This window comes from Siminovitchia jepli (assembly GCF_047228825.1).
Taxonomy (GTDB): domain Bacteria; phylum Bacillota; class Bacilli; order Bacillales; family Bacillaceae_C; genus Siminovitchia.
In genome coordinates, this window is record NZ_JBFEGN010000079.1 from 1 (window position 1) to 15,674 (window position 15,674).

The window sequence follows — 15,674 nt, forward strand, 5'->3', positions numbered from 1 at the left end:
CCTCCCGAATTGATTTCTAAGAAGATTATCGCACGGATGACCTATGAACAGAATGTGGGTTTTATTTGACGCTTACGTTGTTTTTGATTTAATTTCATTATAAAGCTGTAGTTGTTCTTCTATTGTTGAGGGGAGAGCAACTTTTAAGCTTAATAACTTTTTATCGTTTATTGCAGGATAAGAAACACCTATTGAATTTTTTATTACCTCATTAACAAAGTAATCGGAGCTCAATGCATAAGATAATATTTCTGGTAATACTGTTCCTTTAATAGGTGATAGAACAGAAAAGCCAGTGGAAACAATACAATGCTCTATATCATGATCAATAAAACACATAGAACGAAGATAAGTTCTAACTGTTGAAATAATAGTATCTCCATACTTTACAATTCTTCTTGCTCGTGAAGGTCCAGTATGCTTACTTACATTAACCGCTGGCCTCATATCAAATGGCTGCTTACAATCATGAATCATGGTACGGCTTCTATTTTTACAGCCCTTAGAAATAATACCAATGGTGCAAAGGATAAATTTCTTACTGAGATTATTCGCATCATGAATAAGTATCCTTGGTGTGCTGGAGTGGATATAGACTTGGAACGTGGAGGTGGCTATGAAAACAAGGATGCTGCTAATGCTCTATTTCGAGACATATATAACACTGTCAAAGCCTATGATTCTTCGAAACTCGTAAATATTTGTCTACCAGGCATGACTGGAGTACAAGGATCGGTTGGTGGCGAAAACTGGTGTGTTTATGAAGACTTGAATCCCTATTGTGATACAGTAGCGATTATGAGTTATGGCATGGCATGGGCAGGCTCTGCACCGGGCCCGGTATCTCCCAGGGATTGGTTGGAAGGCATTTATGATTATGCAGTCCGGGTTATGACTCCTGAAAAAATATTTTTAGGACTGCCTGCATATGGTTGGAACTGGAGAATCCACGATACACCAGAAAATCTGGGCATCACTTATCGTGGGATTTCAAACACATATTATGCCGCACAGCTTTGGATGACAGGGGGATATAACTTTACAGATGATGGACCACCACAGCCCATGATTCCTATCATAGCGTATTGGGATGATTATGATAAGGTGCCTTGGGCCTTGCCACATGTGTATGACTACATGGAAGGCTGGGATGCAGTTTCAAGAACCTATCCTTTACTGGTTGAAACTTATAACCGACGCAGGTATTTGACTGCCTATAGCAAGCAGCAAAAAACTGAATTTGGCACGATATATGTAGATCGTAGTGGCGGAACTCCTGATAGCTATACTGGTAATGTATCGGTTTCTTCTCAAATGATAACACTTGGTGAAGAAGGTGAAGCCGAATACGAATTTGAAATTGCATCTGCTGGTATTTATGATGTAGCCATTCGCATCTCATTTCCCTTCTGGGATAAGAATAGTATTCATGTTTCACTTGACGGGACAAGTAAGGTATTTAGCGAGAATAGGCTGTGGTGGCCATACTGGCGAACAACTTGTTGGCTTTCTTTGGTTTCTGGTGTATTTCTTTCAGCTGGTACCCATACTGTCAGCGTTAGTGCCTCAGTACCAGGTGTGCAGTTCTATGGATTTCGAGTATGTTCGAGTTTTTCTGAAGAACTTTCTGCTGGAGAGGCAGAGTTTATGCTATCTCCTCGCAAATTTAAAGATGTGAACGGTTTAATGGCTGAACCCGATAAAGGTTTTAAATTGACCACTGAGGTGCTACGCAGAAAGCCTGATTCAGCACTAATTTGGTATGAAGACTTCAGAGATGACAATCCACTTCCCTCCAGCTACTGGACAGCACTAAGCGGCGAGTGGCAGATATGGCAAAATCAAAATGATCTCGCCAATCGTCCCTATTCGCAGCTTGACGGGTATGGCCAATTGGCGTGGAAGTATAGCGGGTTTTCAGATGTTCATTTGCGGGCAAGGTTGGCTTTTACTCCAGAGGGAAGTGGTCGTGCAGGCATTTTTTGTGGTAATGTCTTTTGCTGTTTAAACTTTAATACACAGCGTATTGAACTATATAATGGTTCTTCTCTAATCGGCAGTTATGCCACTGAAATCGTTAAAACGGCATCAGCAGATCTTCGCTCAAATCCAAGAATGTACACCATTGAAATGAGGATACGAGGAAACTCTGTGAGGGTTTATTCCGGAGCAAGCAATGTTTTGCGCTTTACAGCGACGCTTAGTGGTTTTTCAGGAGGGTATGCCGGGGTTCGGTCTGATGGACGTATTCTATGCGAATTACTTAGACTGGGAGATGCCTGGACTTATGAACCTTATGAAAGGTTTGATGTAACCTTCCCGGATGGAACCACAACTGAGTATGGGCGGCTGGCAAGAACCGGTGTAACATGGGATAGTGAGTTTCAGGTTTTCACAGTTAACAATGATGTGGAGGAAGCTTCTACACGAAACCAGGACATCTCTATGGATTATGATTTCTTCCATTCAGGCCTTTTGCCATTGGTCTGTGGAAATGATTATTCAGTAAAAATCGTGTCCAAGGACATCAATGTCTGGATTTCACGTTTGTTTCTTGGAGATGCTGACGGTTTTTCTATTCTTTATTATCAGGATGTAGACAGCCTTGTCTATTGGGCAAACGAAGCGGCATATCGGTGGAAACTTAGAGGAATTGCCATATGGTCTTTAGGACAGGAGGATATGAGGCTATGGGAGGCACTGCCTAAACAAATATAATTAACGATTCAGGAGTGTTTGCGAAAAATTGCAGGCACTCTTTTTGTATCTTCACCAATCACGAAGGAGGTAAAAATCATGAAGGAAATATGGAATTGGGTACAAGCTGCCCTTACAGCACTTGGTGGATTCTTGGGCTGGTTTTTAGGTGGTTTTGATGGTTTTTTATATGCATTAGTAGCATTGATGATAGCTGATTATATCACTGGTGTTATGTGTGCCATTGTTGATAAGAAGCTATCTAGTGAGATCGGATTTAGGGGCATCTTTAAGAAGGTGCTTATTTTTGTTTTGGTCGGAATTGGACATATGATTGACATAAACCTTATTGGAGATGGAAGCGTGCTCCGGACAGCCATTATCTTTTTCTACTGCTCCAATGAGGGAGTATCCATGCTAGAAAATGTTGGTCGACTAGGACTGCCAATACCAGAAAAGCTAAAAGATATTCTTGCACAGTTGCATAACAAAGGAGGTAAGGAACAATGAATTTGAGAAAACTTATTCTAACTGAAAATGCGTGTTATAAGGCAGGCAGAAAGATTACACCGAAGGGCATAATGGTTCATAGTACTGGTGCAAATAATCCGTATCTTCGTAGATACGTTGGACCGGACGATGGCCAGTTGGGTGTAAACGAGTACAACAATCACTGAAATCAGGATAGACCAGGTGGAAGGCAAGTTTGTGTCCATGCATTCATTGGAAAGCTTAAGGATGGTTCAATTGCCACTTATCAAACCCTGCCATGGAACCATCGTGGATGGCATGCAGGTGGAAAGGCAAATGATACTCATATTGGTTTTGAAATCTGCGAGGACGGTTTGACCGATGCCTCGTATTTTAATGCAGTTTATAAGGAAGCGGTAGAACTGTGTGTGTATCTTTGCAAGCTCTATAACTTGACCGAAAAAGATGTTATTGGCCACTATGAAGGATATCAAAAAGGAATCGCAAGTAATCATGGAGATCCGAGAAACTGGTTTCCAAAGCATGGAAAAAGCATGGATACCTTCAGAGCGGATGTGAAAAAGCTATTAAGTGAAGGAGAGAAGCCTGCAGAACAGGAGAGAAAGAAATATTATCGTGTTCAAATCGGTGCCTATTCTGTAAAAGCCAATGCGGAAGCGCAACTTGCCAAAGCTAAGAAAGCTGGCTTTACCGATGCCTTTATTAAGTATGATTAACGAACAGCTAATTTTAATGACCCGAGGAGTGTAACAGCTCTTCGGGTCTTTTGCTTTTTTAGGGGTTCGAATCACCGAATTTTTTTGCATATAGGTGCAGGGTTCTCCCTGTAGAAATGGAGGTTGCCTATATGCAGATAACTAAAATTACAGATAAACAAGATCCACTAGCTATTCCTAAAAAGACACCTTTAAGTACTAAGAAGCTTCAAAGAGAGTTTGATTATTATAGAGCGGAAAAACTGCTGCGTCAAATGCTTGAAAAGGGTCTTGTTACAGAGGTAGAGTTTAACAAAATTATGCGTTTGAATCGCGAAACTTTCTCACCGTTATTAGCACAGATAATGCCCGATATTCCTTGATATACTGGGCACTCAGAGGTAATATGTCACATACCTTGAGGAGGTGAATGTGGTGAAAAAGGTAACAAAAATAAAAGAAACGAACAATCGGCTTCAAAAAAAGCTAAAACTGCGGGTGGCTGCTTATGCTAGGGTATCAACAGATAATACGGAACAGCTAATCAGCCTGGAAGCACAGAAGGTCCATTATGAAGCTTATATTAAAGCGAACCCAGACTGGGAATTTGTTGGCATTTATTTTGATGAGGGTATTTCAGGCACGAAGAAAGAGAATAGAACAGAACTACTTAGGCTTATTTCTGACTGTGAGAACAAGAAGATAGATTTTGTAATTACAAAATCTATCAGTCGATTTGCCAGAAATACAATAGGCTGTTTAGAGATTGTAAGGAAGCTAACTGATCTTGGAGTGTTCATTTATTTTGAAAAAGAGAACATCAACACACAGTCTATGGAAAGTGAGCTTATGCTGACCATTCTAAGTAGCCTAGCAGAGAATGAATCTATCTCAATTTCTGAGAATAATAAATGGTCCATTCAAAAACGGTTTAGAAATGGAACCTACAAGCTTTCTTATCCTCCCTACGGTTATGATTATATAGATGGGCAGATTGTAGTGAATAAAAAACAGGCCGAGGTTGTTAAACGGATTTTTACAGATGCCTTAGCAGGTAAAGGAACGCAGAAAATTGCACAAGAATTAAACGATGAGGGTGTACGTACTAAAAAAGGCGGTCAATGGAGAGGAAGTACTATCCGAGGTATTTTACGGAATGAAAAATATACTGGAGATGTAATCCTTCAAAAAACATACACTGACGATAATTTCACTAGACGAACCAATAAGGGAGAGAAGGATCAGTTTCTTATCGAAAATAATCATGAGGCAATTATTAGTCATGAAGAGTTTAAGGCAGTGAATCTTGCAATCGAACAGCGAGGAAAAGAAAAAGGCATCAAGAGTGGCAATAGCAAGTATTTAAATCGCTATCCCCTTTCTGGAAAGATTCAATGTTCTGAATGCGGGAGTACTTTCAAGCGAAGAATCCATGGAACTAAGAACAATAAATATATTGCCTGGTGTTGCTCCAAACATATCACTAATATAGAGGAATGCTCCATGATTTACATTCGGGAGGATAGCATCCATCAAGGCTTTGTGACGATGATAAATAAGCTCATCTTTAGTCACAAAGTTGTTTTGAGGCCTTTGCTTCGGAAACTGAAACTCATGAATTATTCAGATAATCTGATTCGGGTTCAGGAAATTGAATCGAAGATGGAGAAAAATGCAGAGCAACTTCAGGTATTGATTAACCTCATGACAAAGGGATACTTGGAGCCTGCTCTTTTTAATAAGCAAAACAATGAGCTTCGCTCTGAAGCAGAGAAGCTGAAAGATCAAAAAGAAGCACTCTACCGTTTCATCAATGATGGAATGGCTAAAATAACAGAATTAGAAAGACTTATCAAATATGTTTCAAAGTCAAAGAATATTGAAAGTTTTAACAAGGAAGTATTCGAGCAGTTTGTTGAAAAGATAGTTGCTTTTTCGCCAACAGAAATAGGCTTTAGCCTAAAGTGCGGCTTATTACTTAAGGAAAGGATGGAGAGATAGATGCCTCATGTACCATATGGATATACGATTCAAGATGGAAAAGCGGTGATTGACCAGCTACAAGCAGAGCAGCTAAAGAAGCTATTCAAAGCATATCTTTCAGGTCTTTCCTTGAAGGATGCGGCTAAGAAAGCTGGGATTGTTAGATATCATGCCACTATTGCGAATATGCTCACAAATAAGCGATACCTTGGGGATGACTATTATCCCAAGATTATTGATGAGGATACTTTTGAAAAGGTAGAGGCTGAAAAGTTAAGACGGGCACAAATGCTCGGCAGAATTTGGGAGCATAAACCAAAGGAAAATAGTATTAAGAAATACCAGTTCGCCATGCCAACACCGGATGAGCTTTATGATGACCCATTTAAACAAGCAGAATATGTTTATAGCCTTATAGAAAGCGAGGCGATTGATAATGACGATGAGTAGGAATGTAACAGTTATACCAGCACGAGCTCGTGTGGGTAATAACCAAGAAACTGAAAGTAAAACCAAACTTCGAGTGGCGGCTTACTGTAGAGTTTCAACTGATAGTGAAGAACAAGCCTCCAGTTATGAGGTTCAGATTGAACATTACACTTCCTACATTAAAGGGAACCCTGAATGGGAGCTGGCAGGAATTTATGCGGACGACGGGATTTCAGGAACCAATACTAAAAAGCGCGAAGAGTTTAACCGGATGATTGAAGCATGCATGGAAGGTAAAATTGACATGATCATTACCAAGTCCATTAGCCGTTTTGCCAGAAACACGCTGGATTGTTTGAAATACATCCGGCAGCTAAAGGATAAAAATATCCCTGTTTTCTTTGAGAAAGAGAACATCAATACTATGGATTCCAAGGGTGAAATCATGCTGACAATCATGGCTTCACTGGCCCAACAAGAAAGCCAGTCCTTAAGCCAAAACGTAAAGCTAGGCATTCAGTACCGCTTCCAACAAGGTGAAATTCAAGTCAACCACAACCGGTTTTTAGGATACACCAAAGACGAAAATAAAAGGCTTGTTATTGTTCCTGAAGAAGCCGAAGTGGTAAAGCGAATCTATCGAGAATACCTTGAAGGAGCAAGTCTCCTACAAATAGCAAGAGGCCTAGAAGCGGATGGTATTCTCACTGCAGCTAAAAAGCCTAAGTGGAGACCCGAGACGCTTAAGAAAATACTGCAGAATGAAAAGTATATAGGAGATGCCTTGCTTCAAAAGACTTACACCGTTGATTTTCTTTCCAAAAAGCGAGTAGTCAATAATGGAATCGTACCTCAGTACTATGTTGAGAACAGTCATGAACCTATCATCCCGCGTGGAATTTTCATGCAGGTGCAGGAAGAACTGGTAAGGCGGGCTAACCTTTATACTGGAAAGAATGGTAAGAAGCGAGTTTATAGCAGCAAGTACGCTCTGTCCAGTATTGTCTACTGCTCAGAATGTGGTGAAATATATAGAAGAGTCCACTGGAACAATCGAGGCTGCAGGTCTATTGTCTGGCGATGCGTCAGCCGCCTAGAGGAAAAAGGGTCTGATTGCACATCCCCTACAGTTAATGAGGAAGTGCTACAGGCAGCAGTTGTAAAAGCCATCAATGAGTTGCTGGCCAGTAAGGATACCTTTCTCTCCACTTTACAGGCCAATATCGAGACAGTTTTAAATGAAGAACACGACAAAATTACCAATGATATTGACGTCAAGCTGGAAGAACTGCAAAACGAACTTTTGCGGCTTGCCAATTCCAAAACAGATTATGAGGAAGTGGCGGAAGAGATATACCGTTTGCGGGAGCAGAAGCAAAATGCACTGGTTGAGAATGCAGATCGTGAGGGAAAAAGGCAACGAATCGCTGAAATGACTGATTTCTTGAATGAGCAATCCTGCGAGTTAGAAGAGTATGATGAGCAATTAGTAAGGCGAATTATTGAAAAGGTGACGGTCTTTGATGATAAGTTAATTATAGGATTTAAGTCTGGAGTAGTGATTGATGTTGAAATATAGTTATAAAGATAGCCACCGATTATATAAACATACGGTGGCTTTTTGTTTTTTAGTATTGCTTTTATCAAAAGTGAATGGTATAATCAAATTTACGATTTGATTAATAAACATAATACGCCAATTTAACTATAACATACTTTTAGCTAAATGTCAATAGTAATTTGAAAAATATTCGTATTTATTTTTATTTATTTTTATTTTGGAGGTGATCCTATTGTCATTTGAGATTATGAATGTATTTTCATCATTAATACAAAAACAAGCAGTTGATGAAATTGTAAAATGTAATGATTTTACTTTTAGATTTGGGTTAACTTTATCTCGTCAAGATGCCATTGAACTAGTTGAAACGAGAACTGTTTCACTAAAAAGTAATGGACGTATTGAATTTGGTGGTGGCGTAGTTGAAAAAATAATCAAGGAGTTTTGTGATTCTCCTTATATTTCTATGCATAATTATGTAGAAACACTTCATGAGTTAATTGAAATCTTTTATTTTTATAAAAATGAAACTCTCGATTTAATTAGTGATGATGAACTGATAAAGTTTATGAAAAATTCCTTTGATGGCAAATGCCAAGGATCACTAGCATTGTTATCAGGAAGAGAACTTGAGAAAATGGCACGTAATGTACGATATGGATATGCACCTGATTATTCAGAGGATAATGAATATGATGAGGAGGATGAAGATGGCGAATATTGAAAAGCAACATATCATTAATAGTCATAATTTGAGTGGAGAATTCTATTTTAATTCTATTTTACAGGAGGCTTATATCTGTGGACTTTTAAATGAGTCTGATTTAGAAAATATTCAGCTACAATGTATTAGTCTCTTAGCATATAAAAGTGAGAGATATAATATGGGTGAAAGCAGTTCTATAAGAGTTGAAACTGCTGAAAGCATTATGAAATCTAATCTTTATTCAATAGGGGTATACTTAAAGTCTATACCAGATCCAGACTATGCTGCATTCGAGTTAAAAACAGTAAAGATTTCTGAGCTGTATGGGAGAGGCAGAAAATTAGTAAATACTAAATTTCAAATAGCAAAGCGTATCTATAATATGGTTCAAAAGAATAAACTAGATACACTAAATCATTCTTATAATTCGACACTTAGTGAAAATGGGATTGGGATTTTCTTCAAATTATATAACTTAGAGTATGAGGCCCATGATTCTCCCGCTTCTATTGATTATCAGCTTTGCAATCCTGTTAATGATTTGGCAGGAATAGAATTTATTCAAAAATACCTTGAGAATTTATACCTTGAGAATGAATTTTGTAAAAAATTTGCAACAGAAAACATTCATCATCTACTTTATGGATATGACAAGAGTTATCCAGAATTATTGATCAATATTTTTGAACATGTATTAACAGCAGCTTTGGGATGTTCTCTTGCAAACCGTAACATAGTGGAGCTCAATATTACGGGAGAAGATATTCAATACTTATATAAAAAATTACGAAAATATGATCATCATACATTGATGTTAACTATTAACTACGCAACGAATCACATATACGAAGAGTTGAATCTTACAAATCCTTTACTCCAAGAATATATTGAAAGAAGTTTGCCGAAGATTGTAACGAATATAGAAATTGCACTAAAATTAAATACCCTCAGTAAAGTATTTATAACCCCACAAAATCCAGTTTTAGAGCCGAAAATCCACTTTGAATCCAGTATTAAAATGGATGATGAAGATTATAGAAAGTTAATTGAAGAACTTATTAGATGCAGATATTCATCTGATAAATTAACCCTTATAAAGGATAAAGTAAAATCTTTTGATGATCTTGAAGATATATTACTTGATGCACAATTAGAAGAAGAGGAATTTATTTTGCTGTTTAGTACTCTCGAAGATGTTGAAATTGCAGCAATGATTAAAAGGCACCCCTTTGAATCGGACATTCAAGCAGTAGATTTATCGGAAGCGGAACAGGTTGTACGATTATATTTGGAAAATTATATGAAGCAACTTTCGCCTAATAGACAGGAAAAAATTCTCCAAATTGCAAAACATCTTGTATGGGATTGATATCTTGGGAAATAGTTTAAAGAAAAAGGATATACCCGTCGTTACTTTTAATGGCAGGTAATTACAAAAGAAAGGTAAGGATTTATGAATATAAAAAACAAAATATTCATTTTCATTAATGATTTATATAAGGTTAATGCGAGGACAAATATCTTTTATGGATTATCGAGAAATGATGATTTTCCTTTAGGTAATTACGTTGTAAAGTATATCATATTTCACGAAAAGGAACTTAATCATTATCTTAATAATAGTGATAACGTAGAAATAAATAATTTTGTTAAAAAAGTTGCAGGATACTCAACTGAAAGAACAATTAAAACTGTAATAGAATTAAACCAATATGTAGAAGTGGATGCTACATTGGTTAATGAGTTATATGATTTGTATGAAGATTTTTTGGTAAGAATCTTCAAAACATTGTACTCAAATATTTCGATTAATTTAGATTGGATTAATAGACTTGTTATGGAACATCAATTAAAGCTGAGAAGTATTTTGGGTACAATTGATGAATTAAGACTTTTCTCTATTACTAAGAGATTTGTAGAACCAATTCCGTGTTCAGAATACAGTGTAGCCTTACAATTAAAGATTCTAAATATCAACATAGAAAAAATAAAAGAACCTATTTTAGATTTTGGATGTGGCAGCAAAGCCACATTAGTTCATTATTTAAGAAAAATAGGGTTAGAAGCCTATGGGGTGGATAGAATTACAAATGATAAATTATATACAATTCAAACTGATTGGTTTAATTATGAGCTTAAGCCAAATTATTGGGGAACTATTATATCGCACTTATCATTCACAAATCATTTTAAAAGAACTCATTTAAAAAAGAATGGTAATTACATTAAATATGCAAGGAAGTACATGGAGTTATTAAATTCACTTAAGCTAGATGGAGAATTCTACTACACCCCGAATTTACCGTTTATTGAACAATTTTTATCACCTAAATCTTATAAAATAAATAATTATTTTTTAAATTATGATATCCAGAGAAATAGGGAACCGTTGGATATTATGTCTGTAAGAATTAAAAAATTAAGCAAAAGTGACGAATGAAAATGAACCACAGATTCAAGCTTTTAGTATTTATAAAAATAAATAATAATTGGAGGATAGTGACATGGAACAAAAAAGTATGACAGCATTGGTTAGTGCTTTTGCAAGAGCTTATCATGCAACAAATAATGATTTGAAAATTTTTAATGATTATTTGGCCAAAGTTATTTTAAGTGAACAAGAATATAATCAAATTGCTAGTAGTATGTCTCAAGGAATAAAATTGTTTAATCCAACATTTGAAGGTACGGAGGAAGAAGCACTAAGGTGGATTGTTGACAATCAACTATCTCCATCTCCGCTTGGTAGAGCTGCATTCGCTGAAAAAGCTCTTGAAAACTCAGTTGAAATGGGGGTGGAACAATACTTAATTTTAGCTGCGGGATATGATACATTTGGATATCGTCAACCGTCATGGGCAGAGAAACTACAAGTTTTTGAATTAGAACACCCTATAACATTAAAGGATAAGCTAAACAGACTGGGAAAGGCTTGTATTGAAGTTCCTAACAATGTCCATTTTATTAAAAGTGATTTTACAAAAGGTGATTGGGATAAAAATTTACTAGAATCATCTATTTTTGATAAGAGAAAAATAAGTTTTTGTAGTCTACTTGGCATAAGTTATTATTTACCGAGAGAGAATTTTGAATCATTGCTGAATAAGCTTAGTATGTTAATACCTCAAGGAAGTATTATTATTTTCGATTATCCAGATGAACATACTTTTACTGAACAGGCTGGAGTTAGAACGAAAAAACAATTGGCGCTAGCTGGAAAAGCAAATGAAAAAATGCTAGGAAGTTATTCTTTTAGTCAACTTGAAAGTTTACTATCAAAAAATAATTTTATAATTTCTCAACATTTAACTCCCAATCAAATTACTAAAAAATATTTTGAAAATTATAATCGAGTAACTGGCGGACACAAAATAACTGCTTTTGATAATGTTAATTATTGTCTTGCTACTAAATAATGTATTTTATAAAATAAATTAACGTGAAAAAGATAGTGTCCCTTCAAGTGGTGTACAATCGATTTCTACTGCATGATTTATGGAAATTGAATGATAGTGGATCCAGTAGAATTCCCCATTTTGAATCATTATGTCTCCCCCCTCTAAGGGGAGATTTATGGTAATGGCAGGGCTTTTTTAATCGATTCTAATGAAGATTTTACTGCTATTTGTCCAACTTGGTGCGAACCCGCATTTCAGGTGGGAGGACAGGAAATAGCCGCCCCCCTGTACGCTGATTTTAATTAACCAGACAGTTCTTATCAGACAAAATTATAGGAACGGAATGTTCAAATAGTATTTTTCACTGGACATTAAAACATTTGGTGAAGTCAAGATGTGAAAAAGGAATTCATTTATTACAAAATGCAAATGATTATTGACATTATGGAAATGATATTTTACAATTATATTGTCATTAGACGGAGGAGGATTGGTGATGCTAGTAAATAGGGTTCGTGAATTACGGGCGAGATTTCGATGGACGCAGCAAGAATTGGCAGATAAAATTGGTTCCACTAGACAAACGATAGGATTAATTGAAAAAGGGGATTATTCCCCTTCGATAACATTGGCATTAAAAATAGCGGCTGCGTTTGAAGTTGCTGTTGAAGAAGTTTTTTATTTAAAGGAGGAGTGAAAAAATGTTATTAAAAAAAATATTGCGGTCTCCGCTCATACCGATGAGCCTGTTTATAATGCTAATTACATTTTTGTTACTGTCTTTAATGAGTTCGATGGTTGGTTTGGCTAGGTTATGCTTCGGTGTATTAGTTTTTTGTACGTTTTTATGGCTATTTTTATTGAAACTTTATAATCGTAAACATCCCGATAGTCAGATTAAACCGTTTGGCTTGATTCCCCCGGAATTTCGCGAAATGGATGAGGGGCAACAATGGGTAACTTACAGGGCTTGCAGAAACGTGTATATTTACTATAGTTTTGCTCTCCCTATCGTTGCAGGGATATGCTTCCTTTTTTCTGGACATCTTCTCATTCCTATTTGTAGTATTGGAGCCTTAGGTATTGGACAATACCTTGTTTATTGGTTCACAACATATCGTATTTTAAAGCGTGTTGAGTGAGATTAATGAGGATATAAAAATGTTGGAGTGGGCATAGTTGATTCCTTAAAAGTTATTAACCCTTAGATGAAGGAGGTAATTAATGTGAATCAATATATCATTGAAACAAATAAACTCTCGAAAAAATTTGGAAACTTTATAGCAGTAGACAATATAAATTTAAAGGTTCCTAAGGGAGAGATATACGGTTTTTTAGGACCAAATGGGGCAGGAAAATCTACAACAATACGTATGCTTCTTGGACTTGTAAGGCCAACGAACGGAAACGTAACCATATTTGGAAAACCAATGAAGGAATGTCGATTGGAAATTTTGACAAACATAGGGTCGATGGTTGAATATCCTTCATATTATGGACATCTAACAGCTTATGAGAACCTAGATTTAGCAAGAAGAATACTAGAGATTGATCAAAAAGAGATTGATAGGGTTCTGGAAATCGTTAAACTTACGGATGTCAAAAACAAGGTGGTTAAAAAATTTTCATTAGGAATGAAACAAAGACTAGGTATTGCTCAAGCACTTCTTGGAAATCCAGAATTGTTGATATTGGACGAACCTACAAATGGTCTTGATCCATCGGGGATTAATGAGATAAGGGATCTGATTAGGAGCTTACCTAAAATTCAGGGAGTTACGGTTTTTGTTTCGAGCCATATATTAAATGAAATTGAATTGATAGCTAGCCATGTTGGAATCATGAAAAAGGGCAAGCTTATATTCCAGGGAACGATAGATGAGTTAAAAGGTAAAAGTAGGACAGAGATTAGAATGGATGTTAGACCAGCAGAAGCTGCACTGAAACAATTGACAACTAAAGGATATACTGTATATCAAAAAAACGGGTTGCTAAATATCCAAGATAAGGGTATAAATCCGGCACATATAAATAGAGAACTTGTGTTAAATGGATATGATGTTTATCAAATAAGTTCGCAGCATGATACCATTGAAGACATCTTCCTTCATTTGACTGACGAGAAAGAGTAGTAAGGAGAAGGAGTCATGAGGTTGATAAAACTTGTTAGAAACGATGTAATGAAGCAAAAAAGCGGGTTCCTGTGGTTATTTATATTAGTAATACCTTTAGGCACAACGGCAGCAATGTTTTTAGATATGTATATTCGATATGATTATTTATTTACAATGGCACAAAAACGAGGATTAACCTCCTGGGAAATGCTTGTTAATGAAAACCACACTATGCTGCAGTGGGGAATATTCCTTCCTATATTTGTGGCAATTATTAGTGCAATGGTTCATCAGGTTGAGTTTGATCGAAATTCCTGGAAAAGTTTATTAAGCTTGCCAGTTACAAGAACTTCTGTTTTTATTTCAAAGTTCATTACCATAGTACTTTTTAGCAGCATATTGATTGTTCTTAATGCAATAGGACTTGTTGTAGTAGGTAAGGTTATTGGATTTCCTGAACCTTTAAGTATAGAGCATTATGGAAGCTATATCATACATCAATTTGTTGGAATATTTGGGGTTGCTGCTCTGCATAACTGGATGAGTTCTATATTTAAAAACCAAGCTATACCAGTCGTTATAGGCTTTATAGGTGTAATTTTTTCATCCATTATATTATATCAATCCTTTGAAATTGCAAAATTCTCTCTTTATCTTTATCCGTTTTTTGCCGGAGGACTGCAAGGATTCGATTCTTCTGTTTCTATTTATGGAGGAATTGTCTGTGGAGCAATTATTACGATCATTGGAAATATTGAATTTACAAGAAGAGACATTTTGTAGGAGGTGTTTAAATGATAAAGACCTTGCAAATGGAGATTCTTAAATTAAAACGTACAAATATAGCTTTAATGGCGACAATTATCCCATTATTTGCAGTATTTCAAGGGGCAATGTTTGTATCTAGTAATAATGGGCAGTTGGATTTTGATTTATGGAATACTTTATTTATAGGAAGTATGTCTCAATTTTCATCTTTAATTTTTCCGATAACGATTACTGTTATAATCGCTATGATTACGAGAGTCGAACACAGTGGTAATGGTTGGAAGCAGCTTTTAACAATGCCTGTAAAAAGAGAAGATGTGTACTTTTTGAAACTTATTATAGGTATTTTTACAATTATCTACAGTGTATTTATATTTTGTATAGGGATGATTGCTATAGGAATATGGTTTGGGGGTAACGATAGTATTCCTATTCACCTTATGGTAGTAAGACCCTTCATTGCTCTAATTGCTTCAATGCCTATTATAGCAATGCAATTTTATTTAAGCTTTAGATTTTCACATATAGGTATTCCCCTTGCATTCGGGGCAGGCCTTTCACTTCCATCTATGCTGATAGCCAACTCTACTAAGTATTGGATATACTATCCCTGGACTTATCCAATAGTTTCAACTATGACAGAAACCTTTGGAGTTGGTGAAAAAGGATGGATTATGTATTCCATTTGCTTCGTTTCATTTGTAATTATTATTTCTGCAGGTTTGCTAAGGTTTAGGACAAAAGACATATTATAGGCTCTTCGCTATTTAGTGTTGAAAAAACAATTTACTAGGTCCGGTCATTTCTATCATTTACCGGTATCGTGGCATC

At 36.2% G+C, this 15,674-nt stretch carries 17 protein-coding genes and 1 pseudogene; 17 read left to right on the forward strand and 1 reads right to left on the reverse strand.

Annotated elements, in window-relative coordinates; all coding sequences use genetic code 11:
- Positions 1–72: 72 nt before the first annotated feature.
- Positions 73–447: a restriction endonuclease subunit S gene (locus AB1L08_RS18230; protein WP_413066072.1), complete on the reverse strand. Its 375-nt coding sequence runs from the start codon at positions 445–447 to the stop codon at positions 73–75.
- A gap of 21 nt (positions 448–468) precedes the next feature.
- On the opposite strand from AB1L08_RS18230, the gene AB1L08_RS18235 reads away from it, so the two are divergent.
- The 17 genes and pseudogenes from AB1L08_RS18235 to AB1L08_RS18310 all read left to right on the forward strand — a co-directional run bounded on the left by AB1L08_RS18235 (position 469) and on the right by AB1L08_RS18310 (position 15,598).
- On the forward strand, positions 469–2,718 hold the full coding sequence (locus AB1L08_RS18235; protein WP_413066073.1) for a glycosyl hydrolase family 18 protein: 2,250 nt from the start codon (positions 469–471) through the stop codon (positions 2,716–2,718).
- A gap of 78 nt (positions 2,719–2,796) precedes the next feature.
- Complete coding sequence (locus AB1L08_RS18240; protein WP_021401105.1) at positions 2,797–3,207, forward strand: phage holin family protein; 411 nt, start codon at positions 2,797–2,799, stop codon at positions 3,205–3,207.
- A gap of 203 nt (positions 3,208–3,410) precedes the next feature.
- A pseudogene (locus tag AB1L08_RS22605) lies at positions 3,411–3,683 on the forward strand (N-acetylmuramoyl-L-alanine amidase); the annotation flags it as partial.
- A gap of 39 nt (positions 3,684–3,722) precedes the next feature.
- The gene (locus tag AB1L08_RS22610) at positions 3,723–3,905 is read left to right on the forward strand and encodes an SPOR domain-containing protein (protein ID WP_489686533.1); all 183 of its coding nucleotides are present in this window, start codon (positions 3,723–3,725) and stop codon (positions 3,903–3,905) included.
- Between the two features lie 131 nt (positions 3,906–4,036).
- Entirely contained in the window at positions 4,037–4,267 is a 231-nt protein-coding gene (locus AB1L08_RS18250; protein ID WP_021401091.1) for an SHOCT domain-containing protein, read from the forward strand.
- A gap of 52 nt (positions 4,268–4,319) precedes the next feature.
- Positions 4,320–5,885 carry a recombinase family protein gene (locus AB1L08_RS18255; protein WP_413066074.1) on the forward strand — a complete coding sequence of 522 codons (1,566 nt, stop codon included), beginning with the start codon at positions 4,320–4,322 and terminating at the stop codon, positions 5,883–5,885.
- Positions 5,886–6,317 (forward strand): recombinase family protein, encoded by a 432-nt coding sequence (locus tag AB1L08_RS18260; RefSeq protein WP_021401071.1) that lies wholly within the window; start codon positions 5,886–5,888, stop codon positions 6,315–6,317.
- Entirely contained in the window at positions 6,304–7,875 is a 1,572-nt protein-coding gene (locus tag AB1L08_RS18265) for a recombinase family protein (RefSeq protein WP_413066075.1), read from the forward strand. The genes AB1L08_RS18260 and AB1L08_RS18265 overlap by 14 nt, the downstream gene beginning before the upstream one ends.
- A 214-nt stretch (positions 7,876–8,089) precedes the next feature.
- On the forward strand, positions 8,090–8,581 hold the full coding sequence (locus AB1L08_RS18270; protein ID WP_251246383.1) for a DUF6323 family protein: 492 nt from the start codon (positions 8,090–8,092) through the stop codon (positions 8,579–8,581).
- The gene (locus tag AB1L08_RS18275) at positions 8,568–9,932 is read left to right on the forward strand and encodes a DUF6179 domain-containing protein (protein ID WP_340499904.1); all 1,365 of its coding nucleotides are present in this window, start codon (positions 8,568–8,570) and stop codon (positions 9,930–9,932) included. The genes AB1L08_RS18270 and AB1L08_RS18275 overlap by 14 nt, the downstream gene beginning before the upstream one ends.
- Positions 9,933–10,016: 84 nt before the next feature.
- Complete coding sequence (locus tag AB1L08_RS18280) at positions 10,017–11,003, forward strand: glycosyltransferase family 29 protein (RefSeq protein ID WP_413066076.1); 987 nt, start codon at positions 10,017–10,019, stop codon at positions 11,001–11,003.
- A 64-nt stretch (positions 11,004–11,067) separates the two neighbouring features.
- Positions 11,068–11,979 carry a class I SAM-dependent methyltransferase gene (locus AB1L08_RS18285; RefSeq protein WP_413066077.1) on the forward strand — a complete coding sequence of 304 codons (912 nt, stop codon included), beginning with the start codon at positions 11,068–11,070 and terminating at the stop codon, positions 11,977–11,979.
- A gap of 475 nt (positions 11,980–12,454) precedes the next feature.
- A complete protein-coding gene (locus tag AB1L08_RS18290) occupies positions 12,455–12,658 on the forward strand; it encodes a helix-turn-helix transcriptional regulator (RefSeq protein ID WP_340499900.1) in 204 nt (67 codons plus the stop codon).
- 4 nt (positions 12,659–12,662) lie between these two features.
- Entirely contained in the window at positions 12,663–13,103 is a 441-nt protein-coding gene (locus tag AB1L08_RS18295; protein ID WP_340499899.1) for a hypothetical protein, read from the forward strand.
- Positions 13,104–13,187: 84 nt separating this feature from the next.
- Positions 13,188–14,093 carry an ABC transporter ATP-binding protein gene (locus AB1L08_RS18300; RefSeq protein ID WP_340499898.1) on the forward strand — a complete coding sequence of 302 codons (906 nt, stop codon included), beginning with the start codon at positions 13,188–13,190 and terminating at the stop codon, positions 14,091–14,093.
- Between the two features lie 15 nt (positions 14,094–14,108).
- Positions 14,109–14,858 (forward strand): ABC transporter permease, encoded by a 750-nt coding sequence (locus tag AB1L08_RS18305; RefSeq protein WP_188393392.1) that lies wholly within the window; start codon positions 14,109–14,111, stop codon positions 14,856–14,858.
- A gap of 11 nt (positions 14,859–14,869) precedes the next feature.
- Complete coding sequence (locus tag AB1L08_RS18310) at positions 14,870–15,598, forward strand: ABC transporter permease (protein ID WP_413066078.1); 729 nt, start codon at positions 14,870–14,872, stop codon at positions 15,596–15,598.
- Positions 15,599–15,674 lie beyond the last annotated feature (76 nt).

What these genes read in the sequence shown, in the direction of transcription:
- AB1L08_RS18260 (WP_021401071.1), top strand. Translation starts at nt 5,886, where the DNA reads ATGCCTCATGTACCATATGGATATACGATTCAAGATGGAAAAGCGGTG.
- AB1L08_RS22610 (WP_489686533.1), top strand. Translation starts at nt 3,723, where the DNA reads ATGGATACCTTCAGAGCGGATGTGAAAAAGCTATTAAGTGAAGGAGAG.
- AB1L08_RS18265 (WP_413066075.1), top strand. Translation starts at nt 6,304, where the DNA reads ATGACGATGAGTAGGAATGTAACAGTTATACCAGCACGAGCTCGTGTG.
- AB1L08_RS18285 (WP_413066077.1), top strand. Translation starts at nt 11,068, where the DNA reads ATGGAACAAAAAAGTATGACAGCATTGGTTAGTGCTTTTGCAAGAGCT.
- AB1L08_RS18310 (WP_413066078.1), top strand. Translation starts at nt 14,870, where the DNA reads ATGATAAAGACCTTGCAAATGGAGATTCTTAAATTAAAACGTACAAAT.
- AB1L08_RS18250 (WP_021401091.1), top strand. Translation starts at nt 4,037, where the DNA reads ATGCAGATAACTAAAATTACAGATAAACAAGATCCACTAGCTATTCCT.
- AB1L08_RS18240 (WP_021401105.1), top strand. Translation starts at nt 2,797, where the DNA reads ATGAAGGAAATATGGAATTGGGTACAAGCTGCCCTTACAGCACTTGGT.
- AB1L08_RS18280 (WP_413066076.1), top strand. Translation starts at nt 10,017, where the DNA reads ATGAATATAAAAAACAAAATATTCATTTTCATTAATGATTTATATAAG.
- AB1L08_RS18230 (WP_413066072.1), bottom strand. Translation starts at nt 447, where the DNA reads ATGAGGCCAGCGGTTAATGTAAGTAAGCATACTGGACCTTCACGAGCA.
- AB1L08_RS18275 (WP_340499904.1), top strand. Translation starts at nt 8,568, where the DNA reads ATGGCGAATATTGAAAAGCAACATATCATTAATAGTCATAATTTGAGT.
- AB1L08_RS18305 (WP_188393392.1), top strand. Translation starts at nt 14,109, where the DNA reads ATGAGGTTGATAAAACTTGTTAGAAACGATGTAATGAAGCAAAAAAGC.
- AB1L08_RS18295 (WP_340499899.1), top strand. Translation starts at nt 12,663, where the DNA reads ATGTTATTAAAAAAAATATTGCGGTCTCCGCTCATACCGATGAGCCTG.
- AB1L08_RS18235 (WP_413066073.1), top strand. Translation starts at nt 469, where the DNA reads ATGAATCATGGTACGGCTTCTATTTTTACAGCCCTTAGAAATAATACC.